Here is a 17763-nt window from a genome sequence, read left to right as displayed (position 1 = left end):
CTACAACGCTGAGTTGTAAGGCTTTATCCTGGCTGTATTTACAAATGTTATTTCTTTTCGCTGATAAGCCGGAGCACGTAAGCGACCTGGCTATCCTTCTGTTTCATATAATCCTCATAGTTCTGCCATACCTCATAATCAGGCATGATCCCTCTTCCTTCCGGCTGGTTGGGTTTTACGGGCGCATCCTGCTCCACATACATGATGGAAAACTTCGTCTTGATTTTAGAGTGCGGCAGTTCATATACCAAACCTGCATGTCCGTTGTGGCAGTAGTAACCGCCTACGGTTTCCACGCCTACAATGGTGGTATTTCTGGCATATGCCCTCACCAATGAAGCCAGGTGGGACGCAGCAGAAGCGGTGTTTTCATCAATCAGCAGGTACAAATGTCCTTTATAGGCCGGTTGTTTAGGATAATAAACCGGGTTGTGGACACTGTCCTGATAGCTTTTTCCGTCTTTGTAGGGCAGCAGATATCCTTTCAGGAACTTTCTGCCCTCTTTTATTTGTTCCGGTCCCCATTTGGTATCAGTGCCTACCCCCCAGAAATACTGCATATAGGGAATGGTGTCCCGGTCAAAATTAGCATAGGCCGATTTGTTTTCTTTGAAGGGATGGTCTGTCAGGTACATCATGGGCTGCTCGAAGGTGGGATCGCTGCCACCTGGATTGCTCCGGATATCCAGGATCAGGTTCGGTACGGCGTTTTTATCCAGCGCCTGGAACACACTGTCAATAAAACGTACGTATCCCGGGAACCTCGGGTCATCGGCTCCGTCAGCCATGCTGAAAATGCGGAAGCTGAGCAGTCCGGTGCCCTGGTCTATCATCCGGAAACTGTACTTGGGCTGTGTGTTATAGTCGATAAGACTGTCAACACCGGCGCTGTAGCGGTTCTTCTGGTTTTCCTTCCGGGCGTCCAATGTTACCGCCGGCAGGGTGACTGTCTTCACTTCTTTGCTGTAGGGTGGATTAAACGTAACGGTGAACTTGTCCTTCACGCCATACTCGATCATATAGCGGTAATTGAAAGACCGGTGCACGCTTCCGCTCCATTTCTGTGTGGTGTTAAACCCATCAGCAGAAAAATACTTGTAGAAAGACTGCATCAGGGAGGTGTCAGGCACGCCGTTAATGCTCAATACACGCGAACCTGCCGGGATCTCTTTTGTCTGATTGTTGAAGATGATCTTTCCCTCAATATATTTCAGATCATAAGGGAAATACCCGCGTTGGCGGGCGTAAAAGTCCATCAGGTCTTTTCCCACTTCCGTGTAGTTATGGCAGCTGCCCTCAAAATCGGTCAGGCGCAGTATTATCTTGAAGTATTCAGTGGTGCTCAGCGGCTTCCTGATCTCTTTGAAAGCCACGTTGTAAATACTGTCCACCTGCTTTTTAGTACGGTAGCGGTATAACCCGGAATTGGCCTTTTCGCGGATATCGCGGAAAAGCAGCAAGTCCTCTTTCATCTCTTTGGTACTAAGTACTTTGTTGTAGATTTTCAGGCTGTCGCCCGTCGGTTGCGGCCCTGCGGGCATGGCCAATATAACCGGGGTCACCGATTGTGACAGCAAAAACAATAAAAACAATTTTCTCATAAGTTATTCTCCAGTGGCAATGATGGTTGATATAATCACTGCAATAATAAAACTAATTATGCTCAGTTATCCCCATGGTATTTTTTCTTGTCTTCTGCCGTATAAAAACAATAAATCAGCCCTTCCATATTATCATCCCCGATCTCATTGCTGATCCATTCCCTTAACTCTTCCAGGTCGGATGTCTGTTTGATGTCTGCTGCGTTTAGCGGTACACGGGGAAAAAGGACCAGTATCCCGTTTTCCTGCTGAAGCAGCGACAGGGCCTGTTCATCGACCGGGCAGTGGAAATAGGTTGTATCGCAGTCACATGCTGCTAATACCTTTTGGCCGTCCACTTCCTGTATTTCAAACCAGGCATCGGTGCCCATAATATACCAGAAAGGGTCGCCGGCATCCATGGCGTAATCCGATAATTCATCGAGTTCATTTCCAAATACTACCACTGCTACATTCTGATTATCAACAACAGTGCAATAAGGCTTTTGATTAGACAGGTCAGTCATTTATGGCGAAATTAAAGTTAACCGGAGATATCATGCTACCGCATGAAGATACGCCACCGCCCACACATTTGAAAATCGGCTGCCATAATTTGCCGGGAAATAGCTAAATTATTCCGATAAAACCGATATCATGATACAGACTATCAAAGAAGGTTTGTGGAAACAATTTGGCGGCAGCATTGACATGGTGACCAACGCCGTTTCCGCTTATCCTGAAAGTCTTTGGAACACAGAGAAAAAGTTTTTCTACATGTCTTATCATGTAGCCATCTTCCTGGATTATTACCTGACCATTCCGGCAGGCCCACTCTCGTCCCCGCTTCCATTCACACTCAGTGAAACCATTCCCGCCGACGGCATTGATGATATCGTGCCCGACAGGATTTACAGTCAAAAAGAAATACTGGATTATTTACAGGCAAGCAGAAAAAAATGTCATGACCATATTTTGGGCATGACAGAGGCAGATTTTGCACAACAATGGGTAGAAGTGGAAGGCAACAAAGTGATGACCGTGTTTGAACTGTTTTTGTATAACATGCGGCATGTGCAGCATCATGCGGCACAGCTGAATATGATGTTGAGGAAAGATACAGGCGATGCGCCGCGGTGGGTAAGGGCGGCGAGGTGATTGGCAATAAAAAAAAACTACAGGCTGCCTACCTCAGTTGCTCCAATCGTGTCAACCATTTATTAAAATGCAAACATTCTTTTCTTAAATTATTCAATCCAATTTCTTTCAATATCAGTATACCATCATCTATTTTATCATAAGTATCACAAAAGCTCAGAATTCTCTTGGAAGGAGCAGTATTGGGCCCCTCATTAATGAGTTCCGGATTATTATCAGGAACAGAGGACCTAATCTCCTCAAAACAGTTATCTGGCAAGCGATTATAAAGACCCAGCCAATTTTGCATAACTGATGTATCGGCAAACATTAAAGCCTCATATTCATGCAATTGAATATATGGTATAAATGTATAATGATTGATATCTGCTTCCAGAAGCCGCTCCATTTCTTCTATTCTGTGATAAGCCGGGAGATTTTTTGTTGAGGTGTAACCAGGGAAGTCAGTAGAAAGCCCATATAAATCTATCAACGTGGTGTGGTAGACAGCAGGACTTTCTTTGATCCATTGGGTCACATCGTTTCTAAATTTGTGATACCCAACGATACCTCCTCGTTTTCTAAGTTTTCTGTTCGTAAGAACTTTTCTGACATCGGTATATATGTCAAAGTTCAATAAGTGTGGGCGTAACATATCGGACACGAAACGTTCCTCAGAAAATCCTTCCGCTGTAATATTTAACCTTATCATGGATTCCCTCCTATCACGTTTTTATCCCACAAATCCCCTAAAGAATATTGATCTAGCCAAGACTCTAGTTTCTCTGGGTCTAACCTATGAAAGACTGTTGCACCTTTATTTCGATCAACTACCAAAATATTTTCCGCATCAAATTCATTGACTAAACTTACTGATTGAGTTGATACAATTACCTGGGTTCTCTTTGATGCCTTTTTTAACAAGCCGGCGAGGATTGTAATCGCTGTAGGGTGCAAACCCAATTCCGGCTCATCTAGAAGAATTAATTTTGGGAGTTTCTTTTGTAACAGCAAAGTAGCCATACAAATAAACCTTAAAGAGCCATCAGATAGTTCATTGGCAGTAAATATTTTGTCTGAATATAGATCCTGCCATTCCAATCTAATGTTTTCATTATTTAATGGATTAGGTTCTAAAACGAAGTCTTTAAAGAATGGAATTACCAGTTGAATGGTTTTTACAATGCGCTCATAGTATGGCTCCTGTGAGTGCTTTAAAATATAAAGATATGCTGCGAGATTAGATGCATCCTCAAGCAGAAACTTACTGTTTGCAATTGCACCATATTTTTTCATTCCGGCTGTTTCACTGGTGTCATGAAAATGGTAAACACGCCAATCCTGCAAAACATTATATACGTATTCTGCAACTCTACTGTTTCTTGCAGCTTTTGACAAGGAGCTTTCTTCTTCCGACCGTGTAATTAATTCCCAATATGGTTCCCCATGGAAATCGTTCCCTCTGAAACCACAATATTCATTTAAGACTAATAGGCTATCTCCCCTCGTAGGTTGCAGTGAAATTTCGTAGTAATTAGGGTCGAAATCCAATGTAATTTTGATTTCTTCGGTTGTCTTACTACCATAAAACAACAAACTTTCAGCACCATTGGTAAGCGAGGTATTTTTGAGTCTTTCCTGAATTATATTCCTTAAAAAACGAAACAAAGAAATAAAGTTTGTCTTGCCTGCTCCATTCTGTCCTATTAATACATTTATATCCAGAAGACCAACGTTTTGATCTTCTATGGATTTATATCCCTTGATGTGAATATTATTTAGCTTGTGGTAATCTGCCATTTTTTCAATAAATCTTTATAACAATACACCAATTGAGATACCTTACTTATGTAAGATAATATCTTTTATGCATTGTTGAGCGGACTTGATATTTGTGGCATGGTACCATTATTGCTAACGCTCTGCTTGTAAGGGTATAATCATAGTTGAGTATAACAGATAGGGAATTTCCCGAGCTCATCGCATTTTGCGCAATACCACAAATCAAAAGAGGAAAATCACTTTCGTAATTTCCCTCTTCGTTTTGTATCCCGGATTGGATTCGAACCAATGACCTACTGCTTAGAAGGCAGTTGCTCTATCCAGCTGAGCTACCGAGACTTATATTTTGTTTTTCCTCTTAATGTGAAATAAATTCCTATATTTATCTCTCATTTTGGGAGTGCAAATTTATGGAAATATTTTCCAATAAATCAAATTTAATTTAATTTTTCTAAAATATTGATTTAAAAACTATGGACGTACAGATCGAAGACAGCTGGAAAGAAGTACTCAAAGATGAGTTCAACAAAACCTATTTCGCGGAGATTGTCATGCACCTGAAACATGAGAAAGCCCTCGGAAAAACCATCTACCCGGCAGGTAACAACATCTTCAACGCCTTCCAGCAAACGCCTTTCGACAAGGTAAAAGTAGTCATTTTAGGGCAAGATCCCTATCATGGCGCCGGACAAGCCCATGGCCTCAGTTTCTCCGTACCGGACGGCATCAAACCACCGCCATCCCTCGGTAACATATACAAGGAAATGCAAACCGATCTCGGCCTCGAAATACCTACCAGCGGCAACCTGACCAAATGGGCAGAACATGGCGTGCTCCTGCTCAACGCCTTCCTGACGGTAAGAGCCAGCGAACCCGCGTCCCATAGTAAAATAGGCTGGGAAAACTTTACCGACGCAGTAATCCGCAAAATATCCGACATGAAAAACAATGTGGTATTTCTGCTGTGGGGCCGCTTCGCACAGGACAAACAAATCCTCATCGACGCTACCCGCCATCATATCCTGAAAGCGGCGCATCCCTCCCCTTTCAGCGCGAACAACGGTTTCTTCGGTTGCAAACACTTTTCCAAAACAAATGAACTTTTACTCAAAGCAGGCATTGAACCGGTGGACTGGCGCCTTTAATCATTTACATACTATCAGTACCTTTACCATAAGCTGTCAGTTATGTTAAAAAATATACTGGGAAGAATCTACGCACTGTACGCATTGTTGTTGTTCGCAACTACCATGCTGATAGTCTTTATTCCCATCTGGATCGCCTCCTTCTGGCCCGAGCCTACCCCTTCCGCCTTTTTTGTGGCCCTCGGCCGCCGGTGGATGAACATCTACCTGCCGCTGATCGGTTGCCCGGCCAGACTGAAAGGACAGGAACATTTCGCCCCCGGCCAAACCTATGTAATAGTATGCAACCACAATGCATTGATGGACATCCCTGTTACCACCGGTTATGTGCCCGGCGCCAACAAAACACTGGCAAAGGCCTCCATGGCTAAAATACCGCTGTTCAGCGTGCTGTACAAAATCGGCAGCATCCTGGTAGACCGCAGCAGTGAGGCCAGCCGCAAACAAAGCGTCGTGGACATGAAACATGCGCTCAGCCTGGGCATCCACATGCTACTGTACCCGGAAGGCACCCGCAACCGTACGCCCGAACCGCTGAAAGCATTCTATGACGGCGCTTTCGCCCTCGCCATAGATACTCAGACACCGCTGATGCCATCCCTGCTGTTTAACACCAGGAAAATACAACCGCCCGGTAAAACATTCTTTGCCTGGCCACATCCTATCCATTATCACATACTTCCTCCCATCCCTACCACCGGCATGACACGCGATGACCTGCCGGCACTGAAAGAGAAAGTATTTAAGATCATGTGGGACTATTATACCACTAACCAGGATAAACTGTAAGCAGAAAAGATAAAAACAAAGAACCCGTTTGATGATTCAAACGGGTTCTTTCATATTGGTATAGGACAATATCAATAAAGCGGGTTCTGTGTCATCTTCGGGTTCGCTAACAATTCATTCAACGGAATAGGATAACGGAAATCACGCTGCACATTACAGGAACGTGTTTCCACCAGCACCGGCTGACCGGTGGCCGGGTCCACAGCGCCATACACCTGCCCGTTCATCACGTCTCCGAGCATGTCCCAGCGCCGGATATCATAAAAGCGGGCGCCTTCGAACGCCAGCTCGGCAGTACGCTCCCTGCGTATCAGCTGACGCAGCTTTTCCTGCGTATTGTATTTGGTAACATCTACTACGGGCATGCCTGCACGTGTACGGATATCATTCAGATGTTTGATGACATCAGCATTCTGCCAGTCACCCAGCTCCACCAGCGCTTCTACATAATTCAGCAGTACCTCTGCGTAACGGATGATCATATAATCCAGCGAAGGACTGGCACCATTACGGTCTTTGGGATCAAGGTATTTTTTTACCCAGAAACCGGTGGCCGTACTGTTGAGGATACCGATACGGTCACTGCCCTCGCTGGAAAACGGCCGGAGCGTGTCTTTCTCATATATCTGTCCCGGTACCAGCACAGACGCCACCAAACGCGGGTCGCGGTTGTTTTTATAGAAGGGGTCTTTCTGATAGATCGCCAGCGAATCCGGCCCCAGCTCCTGCAATGTTTTACCCTGCAGCGTTTCAAAACTGTTGACAACTTTCATCGTGGGGGATACTACTGTCTGCCCGCCTACGCCGTACGGCGCAAAAGTTTTCCATGCATTGGAACAACCATTATCACGGAAAAATACCCGCTCTTTGTTCAACTCACCAGCGTAGGTAAACAACTCCGCAAAACTGTTGACTTTTGTATTGGTACTGCGGTACAACGCATACACATTCTGATCTATTACCTTTTTGGCAGCCATCTTGGCGGTCTCATATTCCTTGTAAAACATAGCCAGCTTGGCAATCAGCGCCCAGCATACACCGGAAGAAATACGCCACGCTTCGTTGTTGTTGTACACATCCGGCAAATGAGGCGCACATTCCGTCAGTTCATTCACTACAAAATCATACACCTCTTTTTCGGAATTACGGGTGGTGTTGCTGTTGGCAGGCTCCAGTGATTTAGTAACGATCGGGATACCACCAAAAAACAACATCATCTCCATATGATAGTATGCGCGCATCGCGCGTGCTTCATACTTGTAACGGTCTTTCAGCGAAGAGTCCATGTAACAACGGTCCACATTTTCCAGGAAGCGGCAGGCACGACGTACGTCCTTGTAATCATCGCGCCACAGGTTCAGCGCCACGTCCCAGTTACTGTTCTGTAACCCTTTGGCAAACGCTTCATAGGCGCCACGGGTATCCTGACGGGCCACGGCTTCATCACTCAAAGCAGAGAGGAACATCAGCTGCCGCCCGCTGGAACCGCCCGGCAGACCGGCATATACGGAGCCCAGCGCACCGGTGGCATTGGCTTCTGTCTTCCACCAGTTATCATCGGTCACACTCACGGGGTCATCATGAGTGAGGAACTTTTCGCAACTGCTGCATGTCAGCATTATGGCTGAAAAAATGACTGCATATATTCTTTTCATACGACCATTATTAAAGTTGAACATTAATACCGGCAATAAATGCCTTCATGATACCATAGGTCCACTGATCACCCTGGCTTTCGGGATCGGTAAGTTTCAGTTTACTGAAGGTGAGCGGGTTCTGCGCATTCATATACACCCGCAAACCACGGATGCCAACACGTTTCAGCCAGTCGGCCTGTGTATTGTATCCCAGCTGGATATACTTCACTCGCAGGTAAGCGCCATTCTGGAACCAGAAATCAGAGGATAATTTATTATTGGTGGGCAACGTGTTCAACCGCGGGAACATCGCGTTGGTACGTTGAGGTGTCCAGTAGTTGTCTGCATAGAAACGGGTAGGCACGCCACCGTCTTTACTGTTGTCCATCGGCAATGCCAGCATGCCCGCCAGTACTACGTCTGACTTACCGGTACCCTGCAACAGAAATTCGAGGTCGAAGTTTTTATACGCTACCCGGAAATTAGCGAAGTAGTTCAGCCTCGCGATAGGGTTGCCAATCAATGTCTGATCAGACCCATCGATGATTTTATTGCCGCTGATGTCTAAATACTTGATATCACCGGGTTTGGCGCCTGGCAATACCGGTATCAACGGCTTTCCGTCTTTGTCAAAATCACTTTCCTGTAACAGTCCGGCGGTTTTGTAACCGAAGATGCCACCATATGGACCGCCCTCCTGCTGGATCGTTGTAGCGCTTACATAAGGCCCGCTCAACAGCGATACGATCTCATTTTTATTGTAGGTCACGCCCGGACGGAAAGACACGGAAATGTTCTTGCCGATATTGCCATTGTAATTCACCGAAGCTTCCCAGCCGGTGTTGCGCAGTTTGCCGGCATTGACAGGCACCTTGTCTTCAAAGCCACCGGTATAGGATAACGGCGGACGCAGAATAATATCCCTGGTGAGTTTGTTATAATAATCCACCACGATTTCCAGTTTGTTGTTAAACAAACCGATGTCCAATCCTACATCGGCCATGTTCACGGTTTCCCAGCTCAGGTCCGGGTTACCATAGGTCGTCTCCAGCCCTGTTCCTGAATTGATCGTGGTCTGGTACTGGTACAGGTCCACGTCCGACTCGTTGCCCAGCTGCCCGTAGGAAGCACGCAGTTTCATATTGCTGACCGCTTTCACGGACGACATGAATTTCTCTTTGCTGATATTCCAGCCCAACGCAACTGACGGGAAGAAACCATACTTATGTCCCTTCGCAAATTTGGAAGAGGCGTCCATACGGCCGGTCAGTTCCAGCAGGTAACGGTCCTGGTAAGAGTAATTCAGTTTGGCATAGGAAGACAACAGGGAGTTGATGTACAGATAAGTACCGGCAGTGCTGGAACTCGTATTTTTTTCTTCCTGCGAATAACCCGCCATCAGGAAGAAGTGATGGTCTTTCAGGTCGAGCGTGTAATCTGCATTGGCGGCGATGTAGTAATAGGTCGTCCTGGCTTGTGTATAGCTCCGTTGCTGCGTCCATGTTTGCAGCAGTTGCCCTGTATAATAGTCGAAGAAGTTATAGTTATCGCGCAGACTTCCCATCAGGTCGCTGTTGAGCCGGTAACTGAACTGCCCGCGGAGGTTCAGTCCTGGTATCACCTCCCATTTGGGCTGCAGGTTAATGCTGGACTGTCCGTATTCATTGACGAACCGGCCGCCTTTTTCGGCATAGGCCAGCGGGTTCACGATATCCACATAACGGCCATAGATATCTGTTGTGCTGCCGTCTTTCCACGGATACTTAGGCAGAATGGTGGGCGGCACGCGGAAAACGTCTTCCAGCAAACGGGTGCCGTCATGCCCCAGCGTCCTGTTAGGCAGCAGGATATTGCGTTTAATGGCCAACAGGTCCATATTGATCTGAAAGTTTTTGGCCAGCGACACGGAGGTATTGGCGCGGATATTATACTTTCTGCTGCTGGTCAGTGGCGTCATACCGTCCTGGTACTGGTAATTGGCGTTCAGCGCAAAGCGGGCAAGGCTGTTACCACCGCTCACGCCAACAGAATGACTCGTTATAGGCGCTTGTTTGTTGACAATGACTTTCTGCCAATCGGTATTGGGATATTTCACCGGGTCAGTGCCGGCAATGGTTTGTTGAATATCGTCTTCGGAATACAGGGGAGTTTTACCGGAATTGGCCAGTGCTTCATTGTACATGCGCATGTATTGGGGAGCGTCTACCAGGGATGGCATATTGGTGGGCGACTGTACGCCGTAATAACCGTCATACGTCACGGCCACGCGGCCGGGCGTACCTCTTTTGGTGGTGACAAGGATAACACCGCTGGCGGCCCTGGCGCCGTAGATGGAGGCTGCCGCCGCGTCTTTCAGCACCGTCACACTTTCTACCGTAAGCGGGTCTATGAAGTTCATGTCCATGGGGATACCATCTACCAGCACCAGCGGATTGGAACCGTTGAGCGACGTGATGCCGCGTATCTTAATGGTAGCAGCATCCCCACCGGGCAGTCCGGAGGACTGGCTCACCTGCAGGCCGGTCACGCCGCCCTGCAGTGATTGTGAAATGGTAGTGATGGGCTTACCGCTCATAGCAGATTTTACATTGAGGGAAGCTACGGAACTGGCAATGTGTTTGCGCTGTTGCTCTGTGATCCCCACCACTACTACTTCATCAAGGGCCGACACTTTTTCGTTCAAGGCAATGGAAAGGCCGGTATTGCTGCGCAACACGTTGTATTCTGTGGCGATATATCCCACCAGACTAAATACCAGCGTGGCATTTTTGGGCGCCTGTATGGTGAAGTAACCGTCGGCATCGCTGGTGGTGCCACGGGACGTGCCTTTCACGGCAATAGTAACGCCAGGCAGCGCTACCGGCGGTTCGTGCGTGTCGTACACACGGCCTTTGACAGTCAGCAGACTGTCTTCCCGCGCCAGTTTCAGCGGACGTACCGGTTGCTCTTCTTTTGGAACGATAGCCACCTGCGTACCTACAATCGTATAGCCGAGACTGGTACCATCGAGTGCTTTGTCCAGCACCTCTACCAGCCTTTTGCCGCGCAGGTGCAGCGTGATGTTTTTCTCACCGCGCACCAGCTCGTCCTTGTAGAAAATACGCCAGTTGCTCTGCGCCTGTATCTGGCGGAAAAGCTCCGGCAGCGGAGCATTGTTCACCCGCACGTTCAGCGGGGCATTCTGTGAGTAGGTTTTACCGTAGGCGCTGACCAGCCCTACGCATAACAGGATCATGATGAGCCGCATAACATGCCATAATTTGGCTGGCACTATGCCCACAGGCAGGTAGCGCCAACAAACGTAAAATTTTTGCATACATTTGTTTGGTTTAATTAATGAAATAGTTAGCCGGGCCGCCTGTTACCGCAGGCAGTCTTCACCGGATGATGTTACCGCATCTTCCGGTTTTTTTTTGGCTTTTCGCTGATGCTTATCTGGTTTTAAAAATGATTGTGTTCCCCTGCTTTTCGTACTTCAGTGAAGTGGTAGCAGCTATTATGTCAAGTACATCGTTCAGTGTTTTCTGCAGGTCAAGGTTACCCGAAAATGTTTCATTGCCCGACCGCGTGTCTGTTGTTATTGGTTGATTGTAATACCTGGATAGTTTTTTTAGTATTTCATATAAAGAGGTATGTTCTGCGACCATCAGACCGTCTTTCCAGGAGATATACCCGGCGATGTCCACTTTGTCCACTGTCATGTTGCCGTTATGGCCTGTGTATAGCGCCCTGTTACCCGGCGACAACTGTACCGGCGCGCCTTTTTTTCCCGGCCCTCTGAAGGCTTCCAGCTGAACGCTGCCGCTGGCCAGCACTACCTGTGAGCTGGCATCTTCCCGGTAGGCGGATATATTAAATGCGGTGCCCAGCACGGCTACTTTCATATCGTTGGCGTATACACTAAAAGGACGCTGCGCGTCTGTGGCCACTTCAAAATAAGCTTCCCCTTCCAGGAACACTTCCCGGCGCTGCTGCCCGAATGCGGCCGGATATACCAGGCGGGAACCGGCGTTGAGCCATACCCGGGTGCCATCTTCCAGTTGCAGGGAGGCTACGTTGCCATAGGGCACTAGTAGGGTGTTAAAGACCTGTTTACCGGTGGCCAGCTCCTGCTTTATCTCCTGTGAGTCTATCCGCACCTGCGTGCCTTTGGCCTGGTAGGCGATGGCTGCGTGGTTATTGCGGATGGCCAGTTGCTGCTGGTTGCCCAGTATCATGCGGGTCACGGTGGTATCGCCGCGGGAATAGGTCTGATCGCTGGCGAAGGCCACCAGTGCAGGCAGCGGCTCCTGCGTCCGATGCCACTGCCACCACCCCAGTCCGGCAGACAACAACAGGGTGATAACGGCGGCCACTTTCCACCCCGGCTGCCACCAGATTTTTACCGGCGGCTGTGCGATATCGGCGGCTATACGCTCCCACAACAGGGCCTTTTCAGCTACGGACAACTGCTCATTACCAGACGCACGCACCAGGGAGATCATTTTCTCCTTGTCCCCGCCGGCGTCGTCCGGTGCGTCTTCCATACTGTATGATGGGTTGTTGATGTCCATAGCTAATATTTGCCCCTATATAACAGAGCAGCCTGTTTCACTTTTATAGACTTCTTTCAGAAAGAAATTTTAAAAATTTTTCAGACAGGTGAGTAACAGCAGGCTAAAAGCCGGGATAGTGGTCACTGGCATCTCTTGTCTCAACTGGCGTATGGCCCTGTAGGCAAGGGTCCGACAGGTAGGCACGGAAATCTGCATCAAACGGGCCACCTCTTCATAGGAAAGCTCACAATTATATTTCAGATAAAGTATCTCTTTCTGACGGGCCGGCAGTTTATTCATCTCTGTGGCCAGCCGCTGCATGACGCCTTGTTGTTCTTCCTGTGCAATGATCAGGCTTTGCACATCATTGGCTTCAAAAGTGAGCTGGAAATAGTTGTCTGCGTTCGCCATGTCCCCGGGCAGGGAGAAACGGGCGCTTTTTTTCAGGGAAGTATTCAGCTTACGCCGGAACGAAACCAGCAGATAAAAACGGATGTTGACCTGCTGCGCCAGGTTCGCGCGTTGCATGTACAGGTCGGTAAACAGGTCATGTATACAGTCCATGATCATCTCCTTATCCGGAAAATACCGCAATGCGTACGCATACAGCATATCAGCCGAGGCCTCGTACAGTACCCTGAAAGCCTGCTGATCGCCTGCTATGACGCCATTCCATAACGTTTCCTCATTGACTCCGGTTAGCTTCATCAGATCATTGGATTATTGCAGATCGATATCTGACTTTAAATTACACAACAGGATATAAAATTAAAAATACATAGACGGGTTTAATATTATGAAATCATTATCAAGCACAGAACCTTCAAAAAGAAGAGAAAATAACATTGGAATTTGGACATCTGGCCATTCTATTATTTAAACAATAAAAAAAATGCAGCGGAGGTCCGCTGCATTTCCAATATCAAAATAGCTAAAAGTCGTAAAACTGTCGCGATCGGTTGATCCTCAAATCCCGCAGCAGGCTCGCTTTCGGGTTGATGGTGATGCTGAACTGCCGGAATGTGCCAAACGGTATCAGGTTGATCGACATCTGCCAACAGTGCAGGTCCCTGGATATGTACATGTTCGTATAGGCGATCTGCATATTGGTAAAATCAAAACCACTGTTCAGCCCCACTTTCCATTTTGGTGTCAGGCTGAAGTCGCCATTGAAACTAACGTACTGGGTTATACGTTTCACTACGCCGCCGGAATCAGGGATAACGGTATTCGTATAAGACAAGCTGTAAGACAGGTCCACACGCCAGGGGATGTCAAAATCCACATATTCACCGGGGTTGTTACGCATCATCTGCAACTGCCGCTGCTGGGCCGCCATGGCTGCGTCGGCATTGGTGATATTTTCCAGGGAGTCTATCTTTTTCTGTTTGTCCTGGCCCTTCTTGTCTTTCGACTGGAAAGAAGTGCTCAGGGAGATGCTGGCGTTGGTCAATCTGCCGAGGCTGATCTTCCCCGCCTGCCATACATATTTGTCCAGCCGGTGGCCGCGGGCGTCCACCTGATAGGGGTCGATGTTTCCGCTGGCAGAGATATTCACTTTATCAAACAGGTTGGTACGGGCGTAGATACTGAACGTGGAGAGCTTGAAGGAATCAGCCACCAGGTTGTAGCTGCCGTTGATACCGAAGCCGTCCAGCAGTTTCACTTTCTTCTCATGGTTGCCGGAGGTGTCCTTGCGGGAAAAAACCTTCATCTCCAGGTTATTGTCCAGGCCGAAGTTAATACCACCGAAGGCGCCGGGCGAAGGCACGCCGATAACAGATCCGTCGAAGTAAGACACCCTTGCAGAGTCGCCGACATTGGAGTATTTGTATTTATAGTAATAGTTGCTGGACAGGTCTGGACGATAGCTGGCGCTGATGGTGGGGCGCACTACGTGACGGATGGCCTTCACCTTTGAATGTTTGCTGAAGCCATACATGCCATATACGGCAGTAGACAGCGACACGCTGGCGCTGAGATCACGGGCCGCGAAGAAACCAGCCTGGTAAGAGGTGTCCACACCGCCGATCCCATTGGGATTGGTCGGACCTGGGGTCACTATCTTATTGGGGTTCCATGCCTTGGTGATCTTCTTCGTATACCAGTACTCGCTATAGTTGATACCGGGTGACAGGGTCAGCGTTTTCAGGATCGGGATAGAGAAAGACACCGGGATGGTATGCTGCATGCCGGTCTGCAGGGCGTCAAACATCGCCTGTTTACCAAAGGCAGAGTCTTTGAAGCTGGCCTGGTTACGTAATACGGCGTTATAGGAGATACCGATTTTTTCGTACCATTTGGGCGTGCCCACCATTTCTTTCGGCTGGAACGGATAGATGGTGTTCACCGTAAAAGTACCGTCAGGGAAAGAGATAGACACGTCGCGGGTGGCCAGGTTCTGAGAGTGGTTCAGGCCCAGGGTAAGGTTATAAGGCTTGCCCTGCCATGTTTTGGAAAAGGTGATGGAAGACCCGATGTTGTTGTTGACACGGGTGCTATAGTCAAATACGTTGAATCTGTTATAGGAAGAGCTACCGAAGTTCACGCTGGCGCCGAAGTTCACCCCCGGGCGGGCCTTGCTGTCCATACTGTGGTTCCAGGTGATACGGAAGTCGCGGGACTTTGTAAACTCGGACGGTACCGCCGGATCACCATAACGGGTGTTGGCAAAGCTCAGGTTCAGACCACCGTTGTATTTGTACCGTTTCCGGTACGTGGGGCTGGCCGTGAGGCTCCAGGAGCCATAGGAATAGACGTCGCCCCGCAGGGTAAGGTCCATATTTTCCCCCAGTCCGAAGTAGTAACCGCCGTTTTCGAGGCCCATCCCTTTCTGCTGGTTCACCACATACTGCGGTGGCAGGATACCGGACCGCTGGCCCTGGGTGATCGGGAAAATGGCGAACGGAATGTACAACGGGGTGGGTATTCCCATAATTTCCAGGTTGGCGGGCCCGGAAATTACCAGTTTGTCAGGGATAACCTTTATTTTACGGGCCCTAAAGCTAAAGTGCGGCGTATCGAGGTTACAGGTAGTGTACCCGTTTTTAAAGCCGAAAATGGTATTATCCGACTCTTTTTTGGTAAGTTCACTATGGATATAACCTTCGCCGTACTGGGACCGGGTATTGTAGATCTTTGCTTTCTGAGAGGTAAAATTATACCGGAGCGTGTCTGACTCGAAGCTCTGGCCTCCGTCGTTCATGACCGGGCGGCCGATGATCTTCCCTGCGGTATCTTTGGCATTGGTGGCCTCCAATACGCCGGTGTTCTGGTCGAAATTCATTTTTTCGGCAGAAAGATCAATCGATTTATATTTGGTACTGGCAGTACCATACAGATAAAAGCGTTTGTCAGGCACCATCAGGATAATGGAGTCCTTCGCCTTATAGGTTACCGGCGCGTCCAGCGTATCTTTGGACACCTTGGGAACAAAAACGGTATCCACGGTCACCTCTTTGGAGGTATCCTGGTCTTTTGACACGATATTGGTGTCTGCACCGGGTTTTGCAGTCACTTTTAGCCCTTTCGGCTTTACGGTGTCTTTCCGGGCAGGAACGGTATCTGCCAAAGTTTTGTTAAAAGTCAGCGATGCGTGTGGCCTTGCGACCCCTGATGCATCTATAATAAAGGGAACGGCGATAACCATACCTGCAAAAGCCAGGTATGTCTGCCGTAAAAACTTTTTATAATTATTTTTGTAGCTAGAGCTCATGTGTTAAGGCGGGCACAAACCTACAAGAAATTATACAATTTATTACAAAAGGCAGCTTGTAAAGTTTGATGTCCGGCAAGAGGAAACATACTGTAAACACGCATGGAGCAAAGGAATTACTAATTTAACAGATAAACTTATTTTTTTATTTTTTGTGATAACAGCACCCATTAAAATGAGAATCATGCGCTGGAACCGATTTTGGATTTTAGGACTGGGAACTCTTTTCACCTGTACCTTTTTTATTCAGGCAAAAAACAATCCAGTTTCAAAGAAACAGGAAAACCCTATCCGTACTATTGTAATTGATGCCGGTCACGGCGGTGAAGACCCCGGGGCCAGAGGAAGCTACTCAACAGAAAAGCAGGTAACACTGGCTGTGGCCCTGAAACTGGGCAAAATCCTCGAAGACAACCTACCGGATGTAAAGGTAGTGTATACACGAAAAACAGACCGCTTTGACGATCCCCGCAAAAAAGCACAGATCGCCAACGATGCCAAAGGTGACCTTTTCGTGTCTATCCACTGTAACTCCACCGGCAAAATCAGGAAAGTGGTCGACTATAAAACCGTCTACCGCAAAAAAGGGAAAAAGAAGATAGCCATAAAACAGCCTATCTACGCCTACTATCCCAGCAATGCGAAAGGCACGGAAACGTATATATGGGCCACCAGTAAGAACAACGCCAAAATGGAGTCCCTCAAACAAAACTCCGTGATCGTACTGGACGCCGATTCTGAAGAGACCAAACAGCTCGCAGACGAGAACCCGGAAACGTTCATCCTGCTCAATACCCTGCGTAACGCCTACTTCGACCAAAGCCTCCGGTTGTCTACCCTCATCGAGGACGAGTTCACCAAAGCCGGTCGTATCAGCAGAGGCGCCCGTCAGCGTAATGAAAAAGGCATCTGGGTGCTCTCCGCTACGGCCATGCCCAGCGTGCTCGTGGAACTGGGCTTCATCAGCAACCCGGAAGAAGAGGAATACCTCAACTCTGCCGGCGGCCAACAGGAACTGGCCATGGGCATCTTCAAAGCCATCAAAAGATACCGCGATGAGCTGGAACGCTTCACCAACCGCGGCTCTTCCAACACCGATGAATCCACTGCCAGCCGCCCGCAGGCCTTCAACCATGTCCGCAAACCGGCCGGTAAAGGCAAAAACACCGTTCCCCAACCGGACGATGCTTACTGCGTTCAACTGATGACCACTGATAAATTATATACACCGGGAGCTTCCATTTTCAGGAAGCTCCACGGTCCTATCAGTCACGAACAGATCGTTCTGAATAAAAAAAAAATGCACCGATATACCTGGGGACACTTTAAAACAGACCGCCAGGCCTCCACGGCTGTACGAAAAGCCCGCAAACTCGGATTCAGAGATGCTTTCGTAACTTCCTGCTGATCCCCCGCTTCACCCCTCCCCAATACCCCCGCCGC

Annotated in this window: 13 protein-coding genes and 1 tRNA gene; 4 read left to right on the top strand and 10 right to left on the bottom strand. The window is 48.2% G+C overall.

What is annotated here, in order from left to right; all coding sequences use genetic code 11:
* Positions 1 to 47: 47 nt before the first annotated feature.
* Both HGH92_RS20725 and HGH92_RS20720 read right to left on the bottom strand, forming a co-directional pair.
* On the bottom strand, positions 48 to 1601 hold the full coding sequence (locus HGH92_RS20725; RefSeq protein ID WP_168872655.1) for a S41 family peptidase: 1554 nt from the start codon (positions 1599 to 1601) through the stop codon (positions 48 to 50).
* Positions 1602 to 1663: 62 nt separating this feature from the next.
* Positions 1664 to 2107 (bottom strand): hypothetical protein, encoded by a 444-nt coding sequence (locus HGH92_RS20720; protein ID WP_168872654.1) that lies wholly within the window; start codon positions 2105 to 2107, stop codon positions 1664 to 1666.
* A gap of 130 nt (positions 2108 to 2237) precedes the next feature.
* Here HGH92_RS20720 and HGH92_RS20715 point away from each other — a divergent pair, with 130 nt between their 5' ends.
* Positions 2238 to 2738 (top strand): DinB family protein, encoded by a 501-nt coding sequence (locus HGH92_RS20715; protein ID WP_168872653.1) that lies wholly within the window; start codon positions 2238 to 2240, stop codon positions 2736 to 2738.
* Between the two features lie 28 nt (positions 2739 to 2766).
* Here HGH92_RS20715 and HGH92_RS20710 read toward each other — a convergent pair whose 3' ends face one another.
* From HGH92_RS20710 to HGH92_RS20700, 3 genes are all read right to left on the bottom strand, one after another.
* Positions 2767 to 3429 (bottom strand): DUF4276 family protein, encoded by a 663-nt coding sequence (locus tag HGH92_RS20710; RefSeq protein WP_168872652.1) that lies wholly within the window; start codon positions 3427 to 3429, stop codon positions 2767 to 2769.
* Positions 3426 to 4517, bottom strand: coding sequence for an AAA family ATPase (locus HGH92_RS20705; protein WP_168872651.1), 1092 nt, complete (start codon positions 4515 to 4517; stop codon positions 3426 to 3428). The genes HGH92_RS20710 and HGH92_RS20705 overlap by 4 nt, the downstream gene beginning before the upstream one ends.
* A 247-nt stretch (positions 4518 to 4764) precedes the next feature.
* Positions 4765 to 4838 (bottom strand) — tRNA-Arg (locus HGH92_RS20700).
* A gap of 134 nt (positions 4839 to 4972) precedes the next feature.
* On the opposite strand from HGH92_RS20700, the gene ung reads away from it, so the two are divergent.
* Positions 4973 to 5644 carry a uracil-DNA glycosylase gene (ung, locus tag HGH92_RS20695; RefSeq protein WP_168872650.1) on the top strand — a complete coding sequence of 224 codons (672 nt, stop codon included), beginning with the start codon at positions 4973 to 4975 and terminating at the stop codon, positions 5642 to 5644.
* Positions 5645 to 5686: 42 nt separating this feature from the next.
* Entirely contained in the window at positions 5687 to 6433 is a 747-nt protein-coding gene (locus tag HGH92_RS20690) for a lysophospholipid acyltransferase family protein (protein ID WP_168872649.1), read from the top strand.
* Positions 6434 to 6504: 71 nt separating this feature from the next.
* On the opposite strand, the gene HGH92_RS20685 is transcribed toward HGH92_RS20690, so the two are convergent.
* The 5 genes from HGH92_RS20685 to HGH92_RS20665 form a co-directional block, all read right to left on the bottom strand.
* Positions 6505 to 8088, bottom strand: a complete 1584-nt coding sequence (locus HGH92_RS20685) for a RagB/SusD family nutrient uptake outer membrane protein (protein WP_168872648.1) — start codon at positions 8086 to 8088, stop codon at positions 6505 to 6507.
* A 10-nt stretch (positions 8089 to 8098) separates the two neighbouring features.
* Positions 8099 to 11386 carry a TonB-dependent receptor gene (locus HGH92_RS20680; RefSeq protein WP_168872647.1) on the bottom strand — a complete coding sequence of 1096 codons (3288 nt, stop codon included), beginning with the start codon at positions 11384 to 11386 and terminating at the stop codon, positions 8099 to 8101.
* A gap of 115 nt (positions 11387 to 11501) precedes the next feature.
* Positions 11502 to 12623, bottom strand: coding sequence for a FecR family protein (locus HGH92_RS20675; RefSeq protein ID WP_168872646.1), 1122 nt, complete (start codon positions 12621 to 12623; stop codon positions 11502 to 11504).
* A 69-nt stretch (positions 12624 to 12692) separates the two neighbouring features.
* Positions 12693 to 13313 carry an RNA polymerase sigma factor gene (locus HGH92_RS20670; RefSeq protein ID WP_168872645.1) on the bottom strand — a complete coding sequence of 207 codons (621 nt, stop codon included), beginning with the start codon at positions 13311 to 13313 and terminating at the stop codon, positions 12693 to 12695.
* Between the two features lie 223 nt (positions 13314 to 13536).
* Positions 13537 to 16320: a putative LPS assembly protein LptD gene (locus HGH92_RS20665; protein WP_168872644.1), complete on the bottom strand. Its 2784-nt coding sequence runs from the start codon at positions 16318 to 16320 to the stop codon at positions 13537 to 13539.
* Positions 16321 to 16504: 184 nt separating this feature from the next.
* On the opposite strand from HGH92_RS20665, the gene HGH92_RS20660 reads away from it, so the two are divergent.
* The gene (locus HGH92_RS20660) at positions 16505 to 17728 is read left to right on the top strand and encodes an N-acetylmuramoyl-L-alanine amidase (RefSeq protein ID WP_168872643.1); all 1224 of its coding nucleotides are present in this window, start codon (positions 16505 to 16507) and stop codon (positions 17726 to 17728) included.
* Positions 17729 to 17763 lie beyond the last annotated feature (35 nt).

Source organism: Chitinophaga varians, assembly GCF_012641275.1.
Taxonomy (GTDB): Bacteria; Bacteroidota; Bacteroidia; order Chitinophagales; family Chitinophagaceae; genus Chitinophaga; species Chitinophaga varians_A.
The sequence above is the reverse complement of the archived record's forward strand: the minus strand, read 5'-3'. Positions and strand labels throughout refer to the sequence as shown.

Bases quoted from the DNA above. Each gene is read 5' to 3' on its own strand.
- HGH92_RS20725 (WP_168872655.1), bottom strand. From the start codon at position 1,601: ATGAGAAAATTGTTTTTATTGTTTTTGCTGTCACAATCGGTGACCCCG.
- HGH92_RS20720 (WP_168872654.1), bottom strand. From the start codon at position 2,107: ATGACTGACCTGTCTAATCAAAAGCCTTATTGCACTGTTGTTGATAAT.
- HGH92_RS20715 (WP_168872653.1), top strand. From the start codon at position 2,238: ATGATACAGACTATCAAAGAAGGTTTGTGGAAACAATTTGGCGGCAGC.
- HGH92_RS20710 (WP_168872652.1), bottom strand. From the start codon at position 3,429: ATGATAAGGTTAAATATTACAGCGGAAGGATTTTCTGAGGAACGTTTC.
- HGH92_RS20705 (WP_168872651.1), bottom strand. From the start codon at position 4,517: ATGGCAGATTACCACAAGCTAAATAATATTCACATCAAGGGATATAAA.
- ung (WP_168872650.1), top strand. From the start codon at position 4,973: ATGGACGTACAGATCGAAGACAGCTGGAAAGAAGTACTCAAAGATGAG.
- HGH92_RS20690 (WP_168872649.1), top strand. From the start codon at position 5,687: ATGTTAAAAAATATACTGGGAAGAATCTACGCACTGTACGCATTGTTG.
- HGH92_RS20685 (WP_168872648.1), bottom strand. From the start codon at position 8,088: ATGAAAAGAATATATGCAGTCATTTTTTCAGCCATAATGCTGACATGC.
- HGH92_RS20680 (WP_168872647.1), bottom strand. From the start codon at position 11,386: ATGCAAAAATTTTACGTTTGTTGGCGCTACCTGCCTGTGGGCATAGTG.
- HGH92_RS20675 (WP_168872646.1), bottom strand. From the start codon at position 12,623: ATGGACATCAACAACCCATCATACAGTATGGAAGACGCACCGGACGAC.
- HGH92_RS20670 (WP_168872645.1), bottom strand. From the start codon at position 13,313: ATGAAGCTAACCGGAGTCAATGAGGAAACGTTATGGAATGGCGTCATA.
- HGH92_RS20665 (WP_168872644.1), bottom strand. From the start codon at position 16,320: ATGAGCTCTAGCTACAAAAATAATTATAAAAAGTTTTTACGGCAGACA.
- HGH92_RS20660 (WP_168872643.1), top strand. From the start codon at position 16,505: ATGCGCTGGAACCGATTTTGGATTTTAGGACTGGGAACTCTTTTCACC.